At 66.4% G+C, this 18,663-nt stretch carries 16 protein-coding genes and 1 pseudogene; 6 read left to right on the forward strand and 11 right to left on the reverse strand.

Annotation, left to right across the window (positions count from 1 at the left end; translation table 11 throughout):
* Positions 1-25 precede the first annotated feature (25 nt).
* Positions 26-1,339, reverse strand: coding sequence for an ATP-binding protein (locus Q0D93_RS09755; protein WP_294393354.1), 1,314 nt, complete (start codon positions 1,337-1,339; stop codon positions 26-28).
* Complete coding sequence (locus Q0D93_RS09760; RefSeq protein ID WP_294393356.1) at positions 1,336-2,043, reverse strand: response regulator transcription factor; 708 nt, start codon at positions 2,041-2,043, stop codon at positions 1,336-1,338. Before Q0D93_RS09760 ends, Q0D93_RS09755 begins: the two co-directional genes overlap by 4 nt.
* Before the next feature lie 183 nt (positions 2,044-2,226).
* Between Q0D93_RS09760 and araD1 the strand changes: the two genes are divergently transcribed.
* Both araD1 and Q0D93_RS09770 read left to right on the forward strand, forming a co-directional pair.
* Positions 2,227-3,207 (forward strand): AraD1 family protein, encoded by a 981-nt coding sequence (gene araD1, locus Q0D93_RS09765; protein ID WP_294393358.1) that lies wholly within the window; start codon positions 2,227-2,229, stop codon positions 3,205-3,207.
* A gap of 84 nt (positions 3,208-3,291) precedes the next feature.
* Positions 3,292-4,029: a FadR/GntR family transcriptional regulator gene (locus tag Q0D93_RS09770; protein ID WP_294393359.1), complete on the forward strand. Its 738-nt coding sequence runs from the start codon at positions 3,292-3,294 to the stop codon at positions 4,027-4,029.
* Between the two features lie 18 nt (positions 4,030-4,047).
* On the opposite strand, the gene Q0D93_RS09775 is transcribed toward Q0D93_RS09770, so the two are convergent.
* Both Q0D93_RS09775 and Q0D93_RS09780 read right to left on the reverse strand, forming a co-directional pair.
* Complete coding sequence (locus Q0D93_RS09775) at positions 4,048-5,853, reverse strand: IlvD/Edd family dehydratase (RefSeq protein WP_294393361.1); 1,806 nt, start codon at positions 5,851-5,853, stop codon at positions 4,048-4,050.
* A gap of 35 nt (positions 5,854-5,888) precedes the next feature.
* Positions 5,889-6,995, reverse strand: coding sequence for an aldose epimerase family protein (locus tag Q0D93_RS09780; RefSeq protein WP_294393363.1), 1,107 nt, complete (start codon positions 6,993-6,995; stop codon positions 5,889-5,891).
* Between Q0D93_RS09780 and Q0D93_RS09785 the strand changes: the two genes are divergently transcribed.
* Positions 6,994-7,152, forward strand: a complete 159-nt coding sequence (locus tag Q0D93_RS09785; protein ID WP_294393365.1) for a hypothetical protein — start codon at positions 6,994-6,996, stop codon at positions 7,150-7,152. The two genes, Q0D93_RS09780 and Q0D93_RS09785, sit on opposite strands and share 2 nt — an antisense overlap.
* 16 nt (positions 7,153-7,168) lie before the next feature.
* The gene (locus Q0D93_RS09790) at positions 7,169-8,482 is read left to right on the forward strand and encodes a sugar MFS transporter (RefSeq protein ID WP_294393366.1); all 1,314 of its coding nucleotides are present in this window, start codon (positions 7,169-7,171) and stop codon (positions 8,480-8,482) included.
* On the opposite strand, the gene Q0D93_RS09795 is transcribed toward Q0D93_RS09790, so the two are convergent.
* From Q0D93_RS09795 to Q0D93_RS09820, 6 genes are all read right to left on the reverse strand, one after another.
* Positions 8,419-9,135 carry a crosslink repair DNA glycosylase YcaQ family protein gene (locus tag Q0D93_RS09795; protein WP_366510271.1) on the reverse strand — a complete coding sequence of 239 codons (717 nt, stop codon included), beginning with the start codon at positions 9,133-9,135 and terminating at the stop codon, positions 8,419-8,421. The two genes, Q0D93_RS09790 and Q0D93_RS09795, sit on opposite strands and share 64 nt — an antisense overlap.
* On the reverse strand, positions 9,132-9,308 hold the full coding sequence (locus tag Q0D93_RS09800; protein ID WP_294393368.1) for a hypothetical protein: 177 nt from the start codon (positions 9,306-9,308) through the stop codon (positions 9,132-9,134). Before Q0D93_RS09800 ends, Q0D93_RS09795 begins: the two co-directional genes overlap by 4 nt.
* Before the next feature lie 431 nt (positions 9,309-9,739).
* Positions 9,740-10,084, reverse strand: a complete 345-nt coding sequence (locus Q0D93_RS09805) for an SWIB/MDM2 domain-containing protein (RefSeq protein WP_366510270.1) — start codon at positions 10,082-10,084, stop codon at positions 9,740-9,742.
* 179 nt (positions 10,085-10,263) lie between these two features.
* On the reverse strand, positions 10,264-11,841 hold the full coding sequence (locus tag Q0D93_RS09810) for an efflux transporter outer membrane subunit (protein WP_294393370.1): 1,578 nt from the start codon (positions 11,839-11,841) through the stop codon (positions 10,264-10,266).
* Positions 11,841-15,014, reverse strand: a complete 3,174-nt coding sequence (locus Q0D93_RS09815; protein WP_294393372.1) for an efflux RND transporter permease subunit — start codon at positions 15,012-15,014, stop codon at positions 11,841-11,843. The genes Q0D93_RS09810 and Q0D93_RS09815 overlap by 1 nt, the downstream gene beginning before the upstream one ends.
* Before the next feature lie 6 nt (positions 15,015-15,020).
* On the reverse strand, positions 15,021-16,277 hold the full coding sequence (locus tag Q0D93_RS09820) for an efflux RND transporter periplasmic adaptor subunit (RefSeq protein WP_294393373.1): 1,257 nt from the start codon (positions 16,275-16,277) through the stop codon (positions 15,021-15,023).
* A 322-nt stretch (positions 16,278-16,599) separates the two neighbouring features.
* Here Q0D93_RS09820 and Q0D93_RS09825 point away from each other — a divergent pair, with 322 nt between their 5' ends.
* Together Q0D93_RS09825 and Q0D93_RS09830 are read left to right on the forward strand one after the other, a co-directional pair.
* Complete coding sequence (locus tag Q0D93_RS09825) at positions 16,600-18,090, forward strand: tryptophan halogenase family protein (protein ID WP_294393375.1); 1,491 nt, start codon at positions 16,600-16,602, stop codon at positions 18,088-18,090.
* A gap of 77 nt (positions 18,091-18,167) precedes the next feature.
* Positions 18,168-18,422, forward strand: coding sequence for an HNH endonuclease (locus Q0D93_RS09830; RefSeq protein WP_294393376.1), 255 nt, complete (start codon positions 18,168-18,170; stop codon positions 18,420-18,422).
* Between the two features lie 21 nt (positions 18,423-18,443).
* On the opposite strand, the pseudogene Q0D93_RS09835 reads toward Q0D93_RS09830, so the two are convergent.
* Positions 18,444-18,663 (reverse strand): annotated as a pseudogene (locus Q0D93_RS09835) (chemotaxis protein); the annotation flags it as partial.

The raw sequence follows: 18,663 nt of genomic DNA on the forward strand, positions 1-18,663 counted from the left end.
AACCGTAAGAAAACGTGTCTGCGGGTTACCGCGCCGGCAGGATGATCTCGGCGCACAGGCCGCCTTCCGGCCGATTGAACAGGCGCAAGGTGCCGCCTTCCTTCGCTACGCCGCGACTGGCGATGGCAAGGCCGAGGCCCAGCCCTTCGGTGTTGCGCCTCCGAGCGGAATCAAGCCGGATAAACGGCTGCAGCACCATGTCCAGCCGGTCCTCGGGAATGCCGGGGCCGTCGTCCTCGATCCTGAAGCGGATCGTGCCGTCCCCGCGATCGAGCCGGATGACTGCGCGATCACCGTATTTCAGGGCGTTTTCGAACAGGTTGCTGAGTGCGCGGCGGAGCCCGATCGGGCGAACCCTGGCCTCCAGATGCTCGGGGCCGACATAGGTCGCCTCCAGCCCGCGATCGGCAGCGTCGTCGACCAGGGTTTCCGCGACCACCGCAAGGTCCATCGCCTCCGGCGTTTCGGGGTCGCTGTCCCCGCCCAGAAAGGCCAGCAAAGATCCGATCAGGCCGTTCATCTCGGCCAGATCAGCCTCCATCGGCCGCCGCGTTTCCTCGTCATCGACATTGTCGAGTCGCAGTTGAAGGCGCGCTAGCGGGGTGCGCATGTCATGCCCGACTGCGGCCAGAGCCTGGGTGCGATCCTCCACCAGGCGGTGAATGCGCAGCTGCATCTCGTTGAATCCGCGGATCAATCGCCGGATCTCGGCCGTGCCGGCTTCTTCCACCAGCACCTCCTCGCCATGACCGATCCGCTCTGTTGCGTGGGCGAGGCGGCGGAGCGGGCGCAGCGTCCGCCGGATCAGCAGCGAGCCGAGCACCAGCAGGGCAAGCGCCGGCACCAGCGCCAGCACGATCCGGCCGAGCGCAAGGTCCCAATCCTCCCCGACCTCCCGCATCCGGAAATTGACCCACGAGCCGTCCGACAGGCGGAACGCCCCGATGATGGTGGATTGCCGGCCAGGGGAGGTGAGACCGATCCACAAGGCGGAGCGGCCCAGCAGCGGCTCCCACGCAATCACCTGGTGCCGCATGTCGTCCAGCGTCACCGCCAGGCGGATTGGGCGGCGGAAGACCGGGGCCCAATCCACCTCATAACGATCGGTGGTGAGTTCGTCGGCGATTTCCGACCGCTCGTCCCAGCCGCGTTCCGAAATCAGCTTGCGGGCGATCACCAGATGCTCCGCCAGCCGCCGCGCCTCGTCCTCACGGATGGAGAAGCGGCTGGCGCGCTCGTAGAGCAGGGTGCTGACGCCGAACTCGATCGTGACCGTCAGCAGCAGGATGGCGAGGATGCGCCCCAGCAGCCCGGCGGACGGCCTGATACGGTGGATCAAGCCTGCGTCACCTCGGCCTTGAACATGTAGCCGACACCGCGAACGGTGATGATCGGGGCCGGCCGATCGTCGATCGACAGCTTGCGACGCAGGCGGCTGACCAGCACGTCCACGCTCCGGTCCGACGCATCGCCCAGCCGGGTGCGCGACATTTCGATCAGCCGTTCGCGCGCGATTACCCGTTGCGGCTGGCTGAGGAAACTGGCGAGCAGGTCGAACTCGGCCCCGGTCAGGTCCACCAGTGCGCCACCCGGCGAGCGCAGTTCGCGGCGGGGAAAGTTCACCACCCAGCCGTCGAACCGTGCCTCCGTGTCGCGGGTGCCGATGCTGCGGTCCATGCCGCCGCGGCGCAGCACGGCGCGGACGCGCGCCACCAACTCGCGCGTGCCGAACGGCTTGGGCAGGTAATCGTCCGCGCCCATCTCCAGCCCTAGCACGCGATCGACCTCGCTCGTCCGCGCGCTGATGAAGATGATCGGAACCTCGCTCTTTTTGCGGATTTCCCGGCAGAGATCGAGGCCGTTGGTGCCCGGCAGCATGATGTCGAGCAGGATCAGGTCGGTGGGGCCGCTGTCCAGCGCCAGCCACATTTCGGGCGGGGTTGCGGCCGCCCGTACCCGAAAGCCATTTTCCTGAAGCGCGCGCGCCGCCAGCATCCTCAGCGGAGGGTCATCTTCGACAAGAACGATGGATGGTGCGGACATGCGACGGTTCTGATCCTGAACTATGATTGGTCGACGTAGGAAACCGCCTTGTCATGGTCAACCGACGGTTGGCGCACGCCATGTTTGGCTACAATCCGGTTTGCGATCCGTGCGTGATTGCACCGCATGACGGGCGTTGGTAGTGCCAAATGTCTGAGTAATAGCAAGGCGACGGAGGAACGGATGCCGCTTACCCTGATCCAGTTCAAAGATGCGGCCGGTGCGCGCGGCGTTGCCGCCATCCTCGACCGAGCGGAGCCCCGCCGTGTGACAGGCGTCACGACCACGCTGGAGCTGGCGCAAGCCGCGCTGGCGACGGGCACGGGGCTGGAGGCGGTGGCGACGGCTCGCCTGGGCGACCCGCTGGACCTCGCAAGCGTGACCCTGCTGGCGCCGATAGACCATCCGGACACGGCCCACCTGTTGATGACGGGAACCGGCCTGACCCATCTCGGCTCGGCCGAGGGTCGGGACAAGATGCACCGTGCGGCGGTCGAAAACCCCGCGCCGACCGACTCCATGAAGATGTTTCTGATGGGGGTGGAAGGCGGCAAGCCGACCGCCGGCGAAACGGGGTGTCAGCCCGAATGGTTCTACAAGGGCGACGGATCCTGCCTGGTCGCGCCTGACGCGCCGTTGCGTTCGCCCGCCTTCGCGCTCGACGCGGGTGAGGAGCCCGAGATTGCCGGCATCTACTTGATCGACGCGGACGGTACGCCCGTGCGTCTCGGCTTCGCGCTCGCCAACGAGTTCTCGGATCATGTGACGGAGCGCGGCAATTATCTGTGGCTCGCCCATTCCAAGCTGCGCAACGCGGCTTTGGGGCCGGAATTGCTGGTCGGCGATCTGCCGGCGGACGTTCGCGGCACCAGTCGCATCCGGCGCGGGGACGATGTGATCTGGGAAAAGCCGTTCCTGTCCGGGGAGGCGAACATGTCCCACGCCATCGCCAATCTGGAACATCACCACTTCAAATATGGCCTGTTCCGCCGGCCGGGCGATGTGCACGTCCACTTCTTCGGCACCGCGACGCTGTCGTTCAGCGAGGGGGTGACCACGCAGCCTGGCGACGTGTTCGAGATCGAGGCACAGCCGTTCACCCTGCCGGTGCGCAACCCGATCCTGGTCGAAGAGGCCGCGCCGGTGTCCGTGCGGGCGCTCTGACCGGCGGATGGATGCCGCCGCCTCGACAAAGCGGCGGCGGCTTCGAATTAAATGGCGAACATGAAGCGGGGAGAGTGAGGCGTGGTGTTGGGGAAGCCTGAACGGATCACGCTTCCCTTATCGCCCGGACGGATCAAGCGCGTGCATGGCTCGATCGCCCACAATCTGGGTGTCGCCATCCTCAACGGTACCTATCGCCCCGGGAACGTTTTGCCGGGCGAGGTCGAGTTTAGCGAGCAGCTTCGCGTGTCGCGCAGCGCCTATCGCGAGGCGATCCGCATCCTGGCCGCCAAGGGATTGGTGGAAAGCCGGCCCAAGACCGGTACGCGGGTCAGCGATCGCGGCCGCTGGAACCTGCTGGACCCCGAAGTGCTCGGCTGGGCATTCGAATCGGAGCCGAGCGAGGCATTCATCCGCGACCTGTTCGAGCTGCGCATGATCGTGGAGCCCCCCGCGGCCGAACTGGCGGCGGCCCGCCGGACGGAGGCCGATCTGGCGCGGATGGGGCAGGCGCTGCGCGACATGGCGCGGCTGGGGCTGGCCACGGAGGAGGGCAGGGCGGCCGACCAGCATTTCCATCATGCCATCCTGCAAGCGGCCGGCAATGCGCCTTTGCTGGCGCTTTCAAGCTCGATCGCCGCAGCGGTAAGCTGGACCACCATCTTCAAGCAGCGCAAGCGCACGCTGCCGCGCGACCCGCTGCCGGAACATCAGGCGTTGTACGAGGCGATCGACAACGGCGATCCGGCCGGAGCCAGGGCGGCGATGACGGAGTTGGTGCGGCTCGCGCTCGACGACACCGAGCTGTCGCTCAGGCCCTGACGCGAGCCGCGCCTCCGATCAGTGGCTGTCGCGGGGCAGGCCGCGCGTTTCCGCGATCTTCTGGTACTTTTCCGCACCTTCCAGGATCGCGCCTGTGTTCATCTGGCCGACCAGGTTGCGCTGGATTTCCTGCCACGGGGTCTGCGACGCCGGATATTTGTAGCCGCCCGCCGCCTCCAGCGCCTCGCGCCGGCGCTGCAGTTCGGCGTCGTCCACCAGCATGTCGGCGCGGCCCTTGCCCAGGTCGATCCGCACCCGGTCCCCGGTCTGCAACAAAGCCAACCCGCCATTCGCCGCCGCCTCGGGCGATGCGTTGAGGATGGAGGGCGACCCGCTGGTGCCGGACTGGCGGCCGTCGCCGATGCAGGGCAAAGCATGGATGCCTTCCTGGATCAGATAGGCCGGGGGACGCATGTTCACGACCTCGGCCGCGCCCGGATAGCCGATCGGCCCGGCGCCACGGATGAACATCAAAGTTTCCGGCGTGATCGCCATCGCCGGATCGTCGATGCGGTGATGGTAATCCTCTGGCCCGTCGAACACGACCGCCGGACCCTCGAACGCCTCGGGATCGTTCGGGTTGGACAGGTAGCGATCGCGGAATTCATCGGAAATCACGCTGGTCTTCATGATCGCGGCATCGAACAGATTGCCCGACAGGACGACGAAGCCGGCTTCCTTCTTCAACGGCCGCTCGAACGGACGGATCACGTCCTCGTTCTCGATCACGGCGTCGCGGCAATTGTCGCCCATGGTGCGGCCGTTCACCGTCAGCGCCTGCTCGTGGATCAGGCCCTGCTTCATCAGCTGGGACACGACGGCCGGCACGCCGCCCGCGCGATAATAATCCTCGCCCAGATACTCGCCCGCGGGCTGCAGGTTGACCAGCAGCGGCACGGCATGACCATGCTCCTGCCAATCCTGCAACTCCAGCTCGGCGCCGACATGGCGGGCGATCGCCTGGAGGTGGATCGGCGCGTTGGTGGAGCCGCCGATCGCGGAATTGACGACGATGGCGTTCAGGAATGCCTCGCGCGTCAGGATGTCGGACGGCTTCAGGTTTTCGCGCACCATCTCCACGATCCGCAGGCCGGTATGGTAGGCGACTTCCTGGCGATCGCGATACGGCGCCGGGATCGCGGCCGAACCGGGCAGGCTCATGCCCAGCGCCTCGGTCAGCGAGTTCATGGTGGTGGCGGTGCCCATGGTGTTGCAATAGCCGGTGGACGGCGCGGACGACGCAACCAGCTTGATGAAGCCCTGCGCGTCGATCTCGCCGGCGGCCAGCATCTCGCGCGCCTTCCACACGATGGTGCCCGACCCGGTCCGCTCGCCCTTGTGCCAGCCGTTCAGCATCGGGCCAACGGACAGGGCGATCGCGGGAATGTCGACGGTCGCCGCCGCCATCAGGCAGGCCGGCGTGGTCTTGTCGCAGCCGATGGTCAGCACCACACCGTCGATCGGGTAGCCGTAGATCGCCTCCACCAAGCCCAGATAGGCCAGGTTGCGATCGAGCCCGGCAGTGGGGCGCTTGCCGGTTTCCTGAATGGGATGGACCGGGAATTCGATGGCGATGCCGCCCGCCTCGCGAATACCCTCGCGCACACGCTCGGCCAGCACCAGGTGGTGGCGGTTGCAGGGCGACAGGTCGGAACCGGTCTGGGCGATGCCGATGATCGGCTTGCCCGATTGCAGCTCCTCCAGCGTCAGGCCGTAGTTCAGATAACGCTCAAGATAGAGCGCCGTCATGTCGACATTGTCGAAATTGTTGAACCAGGCGCGGGAGCGGAGCTCAGGGCCGGAAGAATCGCTGTCGGTGGTCATGGGGCTTGAATACTCTTCTATCCGCGGTGGCGGTACTATCGGCGTGCGCCGGTGGAAAAACGATAGACGATGATGTTGCGGTACGTCTCGCCGGGGGCAAGCCGGGCCGAGCCGAAGACCGCCTTGTTGGGCGTGTCCGGAAACACCTGCGGCTCAAGCGCGATGCCGTCCGACTGCCGATAGGCCAGGCCCGACTTGCCGATGGCGGTGCCGTCCAGGAAATTGCCGGTGTAGAGCTGCACGCCCGGCTGGTTGCTGAGCAGTTCCAGCACCCGTCCGGACGTCGGATCCTCCAGCCGCGCATGCAGGCGCGGGGTCGGACTGGTCGAGCGGGCGATCACGAAATTCTCGTCATACCCCTGCCCGAAGACGATCTGCGGATCGCGTCCGTCGCGAATACGATCCCCGATCACATGCGGGGTGCGGAAATCGAACGGCGTGTTGGCGACAGAGCGAAACGCACCGGTGGGGATCAGCGTGCCGTCGACCGGCGTGGTCGTCTCGGCCGGGATGGTCAGGACATTGTCCAGGATGGTCCGCTGCGACCCTTCGCCCGCCAGGTTGAAGAAGCTGTGGTTGGTGATGTTGACGATCGTCGGCTTGTCCGTGGTCGCCGCATACTCCACCGTCAGCTCGTTGCGGTCGTTGAGCGCATAGGTGGCCGTGACCGTGAGCGCACCGGGATAGCCCTCTTCGCCATCCGGGCTGACATAGCCGAGCCGCACCTGCGCTACCGGCCCGCTCTTGACGTCGATCACGCGCCACAGCCTCTTGTCGAAGCCGCGCACGCCGCCATGCAAGGCGTTGCTCTTGTCGTTGGCGGCGAGCTGGTAGCTCTTGCCGTCCAGCTCGAAGCGGGCATCCTTGATGCGGTTGGCGTAGCGGCCGACAGTGGCGCCGAAATAATTTGGCGCGGCCAGATAGCCCTTCATGTCGTTGTAGCCGAGCGTCACGTCCGCGGCCGTGCCGTTCCGGTCGGGCACGATCACCGACTGGAGGATGGCGCCATACGTGATCACCCGGGCGGTCATGCCCTTGCCGTTGGTGAGCGTGATGCTTTCCACCACCTGTCCGTCGGCGGTGGTTCCGAACGGCGCACGCGTTGCGTCGCCGGCAAAGGCTGCTGTTGAGAATGTTGCCATGGCGGCGATCATAGCAGAGCTGGTCTTCATCGGCATTGCCCTCTTCCCAACACTTTTTCTATGGGCCGAAGCGCGAGGCGCGGCCATTGACGTGCCTGTAACCGATTTCTACTCAGACAAAAGAACAAAGCGCAACCCGATCGGCCGCATGGCCTGAAGCAAAGAGGACCAGGATGCCCGCGCCTGCATTGTCATCGTCCAGCCCGGTCGCCGTTCACGGCGGCGGCGGCAATTACCGCCCGGCACTCACGCTGCTGGCCACCCTGTTCTTCATGTGGGGCTTCATCACGGTCATCAACAACACGCTGCTGCCGCACCTGCGCAGCGTGTTCGAGCTGAGCTATACCCAGACCACGCTGATCGAGAGCGTGTGGTTCATCGCCTACTTCTTCGCGTCGATCCCGTCGGCCAAGCTGATCGAGCGGATCGGTTACAAGAAGTCGCTGGTGGTCGGCCTGTCGATCATGGCGGTGGGCGCCCTGTTGATGATCCCGGCGGCGCGCATCCCGTCCTATGGCGTGACGCTGGTGGCGCTGTTCATCATCGCGTCGGGCATCACGCTGCTGCAGGTCGCGGCCAACCCCTATGTGGCGGTGATCGGCCCGCCGGAAACCTCGTCCTCGCGCCTCAACCTGGTGCAGGCGTTCAACTCGCTGGGGACGACGCTCGCGCCGCTGTTCGGCGGTTATCTGATCCTGGGGCGCAGCACGTCGGGTACGGCCGGCCCGGGCGCGGCGACGCTCACGCTTGAGCAGCGTCTGGCCGATGCGCAGTCGGTGCAGTTGCCTTACCTGATCGTGGCGGCGGTGCTGGTGGTGCTGGCGATCGTGATCGCCCGCTTCAACCTGCCGAGTCTGGGTCAGGCGGCCAGCCGCGCGGCGGCGGCCGATCGCAAGAACCATTCGCTGTGGCGGCACCGCAACCTGGTGTTCGGCATCCCCGCAATCTTCATCTACCTGATCGCCGAAATCGGCGTCAGCAACCTGTTCATCAACTTCGTCTCCTCGCCCGAGATCGGCAACCTGACGCATGAGCAGGCATCGCACTACCTGTTCCTGCTGTGGGGCGGGATGATGGTGGGCCGGTTTGCCGGCAGCTTCCTGATGCGCGGCATCCCGGCGGAGCGCGTGCTGGCGGGCACCAGCATCGGTGCGGCGATCGTGATGCTGATCGCCGCCAGCACCACCGGACCGACCGCAATGTGGGCGCTGATTTCGGTGGGCCTGTTCCACTCGATCATGTTCCCGACCATCTTCACGCTCGGCATTCGCGGCCTCGGCCCGCTGACGGAGGAGGGGTCCGGGCTGCTGATCATGGCGATCGCCGGCGGTTCGCTGGTGATCGTGCAGGGCTGGCTGGCCGACAATTACGGGCTGCAGACTTCCTTCTTCCTGACGGTTGCCTGCGAATTGTACGTGCTGTTCTACGCTCTGTGGGGCAGCCGCCCGACCCATGCGCTGGAGCCGGTGACGCCGACCGGCGCCTGATCATGGTGAGCCTGGCGCGCCGCTCGCGCGTCCAGGCGTCCGGCTGGACGATGGCAAGCGGCCGCGTATTCCGTGCCGCGGCTGATCGGCCAGGGTGAAAGGGCGCGCTGGCCGCAAGCTCCAGCCAAGCCGCCACGGCGCCAAGCTCCTCGTGATGCCGCGCGCGTGTGGTCGGACGCGCCGGGTTCCAGGTGGGTGGACTGGATCAGGAGCCCGGCCTTGCGGTCGACGCGGTCGACGAGCCGTTCGCCGAGCAGGAACGGTAGCACGTGATCGTCGTGGCGGCACCGTTCGGCCGGGACGTAGATCCCGATCCGGTAGTGGAATCCGAACAGTCGCTCGGTACGGTCGCGTATCCAGATCATCGGGTCGAATGGGGAGAGTAGGGCACATGCCTCGATCCGGCGTGCGTCGCGGTGTCGCCAGGCATGACGCCATCCCGGCACGTAGACCGGAATCAGCACGCTTTCTTCCGCCAGCGCCTGTATGGCCGGGTGCGCCACGGCGGGTGACAAGCGGAAACGGTCGCGCAGGTCGCCGCTGGTGGCGATCCCATCGGTGCGCGGGGCCTGTTCGATCAAAGCACGATGCGCGCCTACGTCGATCGGGGTAGGCAGGTCGAATATGGCTGCCGGGATGACCCGTTCGGTCAGTCGTAAGCGCGCTCAAACGTGCCGCGCCGCATCGCCGTGGTGATATGGTCGACCCGGAACAGCCAATCCAGCGCGTGCTCGGTGTCGCCCACCCGCCACCAGCCGGACTGGCCCTTGTGGCTCTCGAACTCCGCCTTCGCTATTGGCCCGCCTATCCGGGTCCGGTCGAGCAAGATCATCGCCTCAGGCCGCCGCTCGGTCGCATAGATGCGTCCGGCTCCAGCCCGCCACACCGCGATCGGCCTGCACCATGCGCCAGTGCAGCAGCGGGTGGAGCCGGAGCAGCAGCAGCGACGCTTCATGCGCCCCAATATTCGGACAGGCACCGCCCGCGCTTGGCACCCCCGCAAGTCGATCGAACTTCACCCGTTTGAGGGCGCTCGACCATGACAAAGCGGCAGGTAATTCGCGCGGGCGAGCACGTTGACGCTCTCGATCTGATGGAGCTGTACGCGATCCAGCAGTCGAAGGAGGTGAACCGGGCCCGCCGCGGCCGCCGGCCTTCACATGCCGAAGCCCTGCGGCCAGGGCTATGCGCCGGGGGAGCGGCAGGCCGATCCGTTCACGCTCCATCCGCGCGGCGGCGCAGCCGCGATGCCTCGCCTCAGCTCTTCTTGGCGGTCAGGTGCGCGCTCAGGTACTTGTTCATCTCGAACATGCTGGCCGACTTCTTGCCGAAGATCTTGGCAAGCTTGTCGTCGGCATTGATCTGGCGACGATCCTTTGCGTCCTGCAGGTCGTGCTTCTTGATATACTCCCACACCTTGCTGACGACCTCGCTGCGGGGCAGGTCCTTCTTGCCGACGATCTCCGCCAGGTCTTCCGAGGGGGTCACCGGTGCGGTGATGCCGCCGCGCGCGCCGCCGGCGGCCTTGCCGGTCGCCTTGACCTTCTTCTCCGCCGCAGCCGTCTCGTCCTTGCCGCGCTTCTCCGCTGATCGTGCCATCATTCTCTCCGCAATGGTCTGCTCGCCGTCTTGCCGCGAACCGAGCATATACGCGGCTTGACGATGTTCGTTGCCGGAGGGCGTACAGGAAAGCGCCGGGGCAGGTCGAGACGGGGTGGGCGCGGACGATGCCGGCCATCCGAACAAGCCCGGCCGGACCGTGCCGGCCGGACCTGTCGCAATCACGGCCGGGGAGCGGTCACCGGCGTCTCGTCGTTCAGCCCGCCGCCCAGTGACCGGTACAATTGGATCAGATTGGATGCGGCATCCAGCCGGGTCTGCACGAGGTTCTGTTGCGCGCCGTACAGCGTGCGTTGCGCGTCGAGCGTGGTCAGGAACGTGTCCACCCCCGCGCGGTAACGCGCATCGGAGAGGCGATAGGCGACACTCGCCGCCTCGACCCGGCTGGACCGCGCCTCCACCTGCTGATCGATCGTGCCCCGCTGCGCCAGCGCGTCCGATACTTCCCGGAACGCAACCTGCACAGCGCGTTCGTAGGTCGCAAGTGCGGCCTCGCGACTGGCTTTGGCATAGCGGAGATTGGCGGCATTGCGACCGAAGTCGAAGATCGGCAGCGAGGCCGATGGTGCCACACTCCAGGTGCCGGTGCCGTTGCCGAACAGGTTGGACAACTCGGTGCTGAGCGTACCGGCCGTTGCCGTCAGTGAAATACGCGGGAAGAAGGCAGCCCGTGCCGCACCGATATTCGCATATTGCGCGACCAGCTGATGTTCCGCCTGGAGCACGTCCGGCCGGCGCAGCAGCACTTGCGAGCTCAATCCCGCCGGCAGGTCGGTCAGCGTCACCACCCGGCTGCCCAATGCCACCGGCAATGCTTCGCTCGGCAGGGTGGTGCCCGCCAGCAGGTTGAGCGCGTTCTGGTCCTGCGCCACCCGCGTGGTGAGCGCGGCGATGTCGTAGCGGGCCTGGTCGAAGCTGGTCTGCGCCTGCCGCACCTCAAGCTCGGACGCGACGCCGGCGCGGAACTGCGCCTGGGTCAATGTCAGCGACTGGCGGAAGCTTTCCAGCGTATCGCGCGCGATCTGCAACTGGTCACGGTCTGCGGCCATGGTCAGCCAGGCCGAGGCGATCTCCGCAATCAGGCTGATCCGCGTTGCACGGGCGCCTTCCTCCGTCGCCAGATATTGCTCCAGCGCGGCCCGGGTAAGGTTGCGGACGCGGCCGAACAGATCGAGCTCGAACGCCGAGAGGCCGGCGTTGACCGAGTAGATCTCGATCGTCTTGTCCCCGCTCGCGCCGACCACGCCGGCCCCGCCGCCGATGCCCGTACCACCGCCGACTCCGCCGCCGATGCCGCCGCCCGGCAGCGTGCCTGTGCCCGTGCCGCCGCCGGGGATGCCGCCCGTGCCTGTGCCGGGACTGACCCCGGTGGTCGCGCCGGCAATGCCGAACGGACTGCGTTGGATCGTGGCGGAGCCGTTGGCCGCGACCGTCGGCAACAGATCGGCGCGCTGTACCCGATATTGCGCGCGGGCCTGCTCGATATTGGCGATCGCGACGCGCAAGTCGCGATTGTTGGTCAGGCCGGTCTGGATCGCCTGGCGCAACGCCGGATCGACGAAGAAGTCCTGCCAGGCGATGTCCGGCACGGTGGTCGTCGCGGGCTGCGCCGGATAGACGCCGCCCTCCGGCAGGGTGGCCGGCACCATCGATCCCGGCCGGTCATAATGCGGAGCCAGGTCGCAGCCGGCGAGCAGCAGCGCCGTGGCCGACGCGCCCAAAGTAAGCAGCCGGTTCATCAGTGTGCCTCCGCCTGGTTGATGTCGGCCGAGGCGGCCTTGGGGTTGGTGCGGCGACGGTCGAACAGGCGGCGCACCGCCACGAAGAACATCGGCACGAAGAAGATGGCGAAGATGGTGGCCGACAACATGCCGCCGACCACGCTGCGGCCGATCGCATTCTGCCCGCCGGCGCCCGCGCCGGTCGTGATCGCCAGCGGGAACACGCCGAAGATGAACGCGAAGCTGGTCATCAGGATCGGACGCAGTCGAAGCCGCGCCGCCTCCACCGCCGCGTCGAAGGCGCTCTTGCCGGCGCGCATCTGCTCCTCCGCGAACTCCACGATCAGGATGGCGTTCTTGGCCGACACGCCGATGGTCGTGATCAGGCCCACCTGGAAGTAGATGTTGTTGGCGACACCGGTCAGGTGCGCCGCGATCAGCGCGCCGACCACGCCCAGCGGAACCACCAGCATCACCGACAGCGGCACCGACCAGCTTTCATAAAGAGCGGCAAGGCACAGGAATACGATCAGCAGCGACAGCGAGTAGAGCGTGATCTGCTGCGACCCGGCGAGTTGCTCTTCATAGGACAGGCCGGTCCATTCGAAGCCGGTGCCGGGCGGCAGCTTGGCATGGAGCTCCTCCATCGCCTTGATCGCCGCACCCGAACTGACGCCCTGACCAGGCGTGCCGAGCAGCTCGATCGACGGCTGGCCGTTGTAGCGGGTCAGCTGCGCGGGCGCGATCTGCCACCGCGTCGTGGCAAAGGCGCTGAACGGCACCATCTGCCCGTTCTGGCCCCGGACGTAGAGGTCGCCCAGATCCTCCGGCGCCATGCGGTAGGGGGCGTCGGCCTGCATATACACACGCTTCACGCGACCGCGGTCGATGAAGTCGTTGACGTAGCTGGAGCCCCAGGCGGTCGAGATCGTGCTGTTGATGTCGCCGATCGAGACGCCCAGCGCGCTGGCCTTGTCCTCGTCCACGTCGACCTTGACCTGCGGCGTGTCCTCCAGCGCGTTGGGGCGGACACCGGCCAGGCGCGGATCCTGCGCCGCCATGCCCATCAGCTGGTTGCGCATGGCGAGCAGCTTTTCGTGGCCCATGCCCGAAATGTCGGTCAGCTGGAAATCCCAGCCGGTGGCGTTGCCCAGTTCCTGCACGGCGGGCGGCACCAGCGCGAAGATCATGCCGTCGCGGAATTGCGAGAAGGCACCCATGGCCCGGCCGACGATCGCGCTGGCCTTGCTCTCGGCGCCGCCGCGATCCTCCCACGGTTTCAGGTTCACGAACGCCATGCCGCTATTCTGGCCGACGCCGGTGAAGCTGAAACCGGAGACGGTGAACACGCCTTCGACATTGGCGCTTTCCTGCTTCAGGAAATGGTCGCGAACCTGCGCCAAGGCCGCTTCGGTGCGGCCCGAGGTCGCGCCGGCCGGCAGGCTGACGAGCGAGAAGGCGATGCCCTGATCCTCGTCCGGCAGGAAGCTGGTCGGCAGGCGATAGAACAGGAATGCCAGGCCGAGGCAGATCACGCCATAGACCACGAACGCCTTGACCCAATGATGCTCCACATAGCGGACGCCGCCCTGATACTTGTCCGTGGCGCGCGCGAAGTTGCGGTTGAACCAGCCGAAGAAGCCGTCGAACACGCGCCCGATCGGCCCATGGCGCCGCTCATGATGCGCGCTCTTGGGCTTCAGGATGGTGGCGCACAGGGCCGGTGTCAGGATCAGCGCCACCAGCACGGACAGGGCCATCGCGGTCACGATCGTGATCGAGAACTGGCGATAGATGACGCCGGTCGATCCGCCAAAGAACGCCATCGGCAGGAACACCGCCGCCAGCACCAGGGCGATGCCGACCAGCGCGCTGGTGATCTCGTCCATCGACTTGCGGGCGGCTTCCTTCGGCGACAGGCCCTCTGTCTCCATCAGGCGTTCGACATTCTCCACCACCACGATCGCGTCGTCGACCAGCAGGCCGATGGCGAGCACCATGCCGAACAATGTCAGCGTGTTGATCGAAAAGCCCGCGAACAGCAGCACTGCGAACGTCCCCAGCAGCACCACCGGCACCGCGATCGTGGGGATCAGGGTGGCGCGGAAATTCTGCAGGAAGATGAACATCACGATAAAGACGAGGACCACGGCCTCGATCAGCGTATGCACCACCTGTTCGATCGACAGGCGGACGAACGGGGTGGAATCGTAGGGGTAGTTCACCTTGATGTCGGACGGGAAGGTCTTGGACAATTCGCCCATCCGCGCCTTGACCGCCTCCACCGTATCCAGCGCGTTGGCGCCGGGCGCTAGGCGGATGGCCATGCCCGAAGCCGGCACGCCATTGTAGCGCACGGTATAGTCGTAGGTTTCCGACCCGATCTCCACCCGCGCCACGTCGCCCAGGCGGACGATCGATCCGTCGGGATTCGATTTCAGCCGGATCTGCGCGAATTGCTGCGGCGTGTTGAGGCGCGACGATACCGACACCGACGCGTTCAGCATCTGTTCGGTCGGTGCGGGCTGGCCGCCCAGCTGACCGGCCGAGATCTGCGCATTCTGGGCGCGCAACGCCGTCGCGACATCGGTGATCGCCAAGGCATAATTGTTGAGCTTCAGCGGGTCGATCCAGACGCGCATCGCATATTGCGCGCCGAACACCTGGGTATCGCCGACGCCAGTTACGCGGCTGATCGGATCCTGCACGCGGGACGAGATATAGTCGGCCAGGTCGCCCGAGGAGTAGCGGCCGGAGGGCGAGTAGAGGCCGATCACCACCAGGAAGTTGGCGCTGGACTTGGTCACGCGCACGCCCTGCTGCTGCACCTCCTGCGGGAGGAGGGGCAGCGCCGCCTGCAGCTTGTTCTGCACCTGCACCTGGGCGATGTCGGGATCGCTGCCCTGCTCGAACGTGAGCGTGATGGTGACCGCTCCGGACGAGCTGGACGAGGACGAGAAATAGCGCAGATTGTCGATGCCGCGCATCTGCTGCTCGATGATCTGCGTCGTCGTATTCTCAAGCGTCTGCGCGTCGGCGCCGGGATAGGTCGCCTGGATCTGCACCGCAGGGGGCGCGATGTCGGGGAATTGGGCGATCGGCAGGATGCGGATGGCGAGTATGCCGGCCAGCATCAGGACGATCGCGATCACCCATGCGAAGATGGGGCGGTCGATGAAATAGCGTGCCACGGCGGCTTACCTCGTCGGGTTCGTGTCGCGCGCCGATCCGGTGCGGTCTGGGCCTCCACCGACCGGGCCTTGCTGGCCGGCCGGCTGTGACGTCTGGGGTCCCTGCTGAGCGGGTGCGGGGCCGTTCTGGCGGGCGGGCGTCCACGGCACCGGCTTCACCGGCGTGCCCGGCTGGAGCATTCCGGCCCCGTCCATCACCAGCCGGTCGCCGGGCTTGAGCCCGCCGGTCACCAGCCACTTGTCGCCGACGGTGCGGGGCGCGGTGAGATCCCGCTGCTCCAATTTGTCGCCGGCACCGACCACCATCGCGACCGGATCGCCCTTTTCGTTGCGGGTGACCGCCTGCTGCGGAGCGAGGATGCCCTGCGCCTGCGTGCCTTCCACCAGATCCGCGCGGACATACATTCCGGGCAACAACAGGCTTTGCTTGTTGGGGAAGATGGCGCGGATCGTGACCGAACCGGTGTCCGGCGCCACCGTCACGTCCGTGAACTGAAGCCGGCCCTCCACGCCATAATCGGACCCGTCCTCAAGCTTGAGGCGGACGCGCGCCGCACCGCCGCTGCGCGACAGGTCACCGGCCAGCAGCTGGCGACGCAGCTTCAGCACGTCCGTGCTCGACTGGGTGATGTCGACATAGATCGGATCGAGGCGCTGGATCACGGTCAACGGCTGCGTCTGGGCCGCCGTGACCAGCGCGCCGACGGTAAAGGTCGACGTGCCGATCCGGCCGGAAATCGGCGCGGCAATGCGGGTGCGCCGCAAGTTGATGTTGGCCGCGCTCAACGCCGCGCGCTGGGCCGCCACATCCGCCTGCGCCTGATTCGATCCGGCAACCGCATTCTCGTAATCCTGCCGCGAGATGGCGTTGATCTTGACCAGATCGCCGTAACGGCGGGCGAGCGCCTGGGTCGATGCGATCGATGCCTGCGCGCGCGCCAGCGCGGCACGGGCGTTGGCCGCTTGCGCCGCATAAGGCGCCGGATCGATCTGGTAGAGCGTCTGCCCGGCGCGAACGAAATCACCTTCCTTGAACAGGCGAGCGGTGATGATCCCGTCCACCTGCGGCCGCACCTCCGAACTTTCGAACGGGGAGGTTCGGCCGGGAAGTTCGGTGGTCAGCGTGACGGGTTCAGTCTGAACGGTAACCACGCCCACCTGCTTGGGTGGAGGCGGCGGGGCTTCCTTCTTGCCGCAAGCAGAGGTCAGCAAAGCAGCAGCCAGCAGGCCGACATGGAGCGGTCGCGTGTGGAAAGCAGTCATGATCGGCCCTCTATACCGGTCGGTATGCAATTGCCAACCGCTTTTGCTGCGGCAGCGAAGATGGCGTGAGAAACGGCTTCGTCGCGCAGCGCCCCAAAGGAAGCGGGCGCATATCGGCGTCCCGTCCCGTATTGCGCCGCCGCCCGGAGATCCAGGGCCGCATCGCTCCAGATCAGGTGATGTTAGCGCAGGCAGAGGACTGGTCGCTCTAACACAAGTCATCCGACGCTATGGTTCGGATGGCGATGCCCTATTCCTTTTCCGCCCATGGCTGCTCTACACCTCGTCTCCAACGAATAACGATATTGGGGGAGGCAAGGCGGTGGGCGAAAGGCGGATCAGCCGGGTGGTGATTGCGGGCGGCGGTACGGCGGGGTGGGTCGCCGCCGCGGCGCTGGTGCGGCATCTCGGCCCGCTGCTCGACATAACCCTGGTCGAATCGGATGCGATCGGGACGGTCGGGGTGGGCGAATCTACCATCCCGACCAGTCGGTCGTTCCACGGCTTGCTCGGCATCTACGAAGATGCGTTCATCCGCGCCACCAACGCCACCTTCAAGCTGGGCATCTCATTCGAGAATTGGGGGCAGGTCGGCGACCGCTATTTCCATGCGTTCGGCACGACCGGCCGCGGGCTGTGGATGGCCGACTTCCAGCATCTGTGGCTGGCCGCGCGGGCGCAGGGTTTCGGCGGGGATTATTATGATTATTCGCTGGAAACACAGGCAGCGCAGGCCGGCAAGTTCAGGGCCGGCGAGAAGGAGGGCCTGTCCTACGCCTACCATCTCGACGCAACGGCTTATGCCAAGTTCCTGCGGGGATTGGCGGAACCCGCCGGCGTAAAGCGCGTGGAAGGGCGGATCCAGCAGGTCGAACGGGATGGCGAGGGCGGCGACATTGCCGCTTTGGTGCTGGAGAACGGCACCCGTGTCGAAGGCGACCTGTTTATCGACTGCACGGGCTTTCGTGCCCTGCTGATCGAACAGACGCTGCACACCGGGTTCGACGATTGGAGCCATTGGCTCGCCACCGACAGCGCGCTGGCGGTGCAGACTGTCGCGACGGGGCCGGCGGTGCCCTATACCCGCGCCATCGCGCATCGGGCGGGATGGCGCTGGCGCATCCCGTTGCAGCACCGCGTCGGCAACGGACTGGTCTACAGCAGCGCCTTCATGGAGGAGGATGAGGCGCGCAGCCTGCTCAAAGCCGAGGCCGAGGGCGAGATGCTGTTCGAGCCACGCCTGATCCGCTACCGCACCGGCGCGCGCAAGAAGGCGTGGAATCGCAACTGCGTGGCGTTGGGGCTGGCGGGCGGCTTTATCGAGCCGCTGGAATCGACCAGCATCCACCTGATCAAGGTGGCCGTCACGCGCCTGATCCAGCAATTCCCCTTCGGCGGGATCACCCAGGCGGCGATCGATCGCTATAACGACCTGTCGCGCGCGGAGTGGGAGCATATCCGCGACTTCATCATCCTGCATTATCACGCGACCCGGCGGGACGACTCACCATTCTGGCGGCGCTGCCGGGAGATGGCGGTGCCGGACACGCTGCAACAGCGGATCGCGCTGTTTCGCGAAACAGCGACCGCCTATCAGGCGCGGGAGGATCTGTTCCGGTCCGAATCCTGGGTTCAGGTGCTGCGCGGGCAGGGGATCGAGCCCGCATCCTATCACCGCGTCGGTCACGCCATGCCGCCGGAGCAACTGAAGCAGGCCTTGTTCGACCTGCGCAGCAACGTCTCGGGGGCCACGGCAAAGTTGCCAAGCCACGAACACTATCTGGCGCGCTATGCGGCTGAGGAGGCGGCCTGAGGAAAAGCCAGCGCAAGCGCGCCACGCGACCGGTCCCCGAACCGGTTGTCGAGGCGCCGCCGTCGACGCAGTGCGCCTTGTGCGGCCGCTTGCTCGGGCGGCGGATCGAATGGCATCACGTCATCCCCAAGAGCCAAGGCGGACGTGAGACGGTGCCGTTGCACCCCATTTGCCACCGGGCGATCCATGCCGCATTCGGCAACAAGGATCTCGCGCGGCTCTATCCGACGCTCGATGTGCTGCGGGAGCAGGAGGAGATTGCCGGCTTCCTCAAATGGATCGCCAACAAGCCACCCGATTTTCATGCGCCGACGCGGCGGCCGCGCCCATGACCCGGCCGAATGGGCAGTCGCTCAGGCGGCGACCTTGGACGCGAACTCGCCGGCGCGATCGGCCAGGGTCTGAAGCTGGCCGTTGAGGCGATCGAACGCGCCGCCCACGCTGTCGATGTCGCTGGCGACGACCTGCGTGTCCGATCGAATGGCGGCGATGGTGGAGGACATGGCGTCTGCCGCCAGGGCGGTCTCGTCCACGGCGGCGGTGATCATGGTGACGGTCTGCGCCTGCGTCTCC

The sequence above is a fragment of the uncultured Sphingomonas sp. genome (assembly GCF_934560975.1).
GTDB lineage: Bacteria > Pseudomonadota > Alphaproteobacteria > Sphingomonadales > Sphingomonadaceae > Sphingomonas_I.

Excerpts from the sequence above, each read along its gene's own strand:
- Q0D93_RS09775 (WP_294393361.1), bottom strand. The coding sequence starts at position 5,853 with ATGACCACCGACAGCGATTCTTCCGGCCCTGAGCTCCGCTCCCGCGCC.
- Q0D93_RS09785 (WP_294393365.1), top strand. The coding sequence starts at position 6,994 with ATGGCGGCGATCATAGCAGAGCTGGTCTTCATCGGCATTGCCCTCTTC.
- Q0D93_RS09790 (WP_294393366.1), top strand. The coding sequence starts at position 7,169 with ATGCCCGCGCCTGCATTGTCATCGTCCAGCCCGGTCGCCGTTCACGGC.
- Q0D93_RS09810 (WP_294393370.1), bottom strand. The coding sequence starts at position 11,841 with ATGAACCGGCTGCTTACTTTGGGCGCGTCGGCCACGGCGCTGCTGCTC.
- Q0D93_RS09780 (WP_294393363.1), bottom strand. The coding sequence starts at position 6,995 with ATGGCAACATTCTCAACAGCAGCCTTTGCCGGCGACGCAACGCGTGCG.
- Q0D93_RS09805 (WP_366510270.1), bottom strand. The coding sequence starts at position 10,084 with ATGATGGCACGATCAGCGGAGAAGCGCGGCAAGGACGAGACGGCTGCG.
- Q0D93_RS09820 (WP_294393373.1), bottom strand. The coding sequence starts at position 16,277 with ATGACTGCTTTCCACACGCGACCGCTCCATGTCGGCCTGCTGGCTGCT.
- araD1 (WP_294393358.1), top strand. The coding sequence starts at position 2,227 with ATGCCGCTTACCCTGATCCAGTTCAAAGATGCGGCCGGTGCGCGCGGC.
- Q0D93_RS09760 (WP_294393356.1), bottom strand. The coding sequence starts at position 2,043 with ATGTCCGCACCATCCATCGTTCTTGTCGAAGATGACCCTCCGCTGAGG.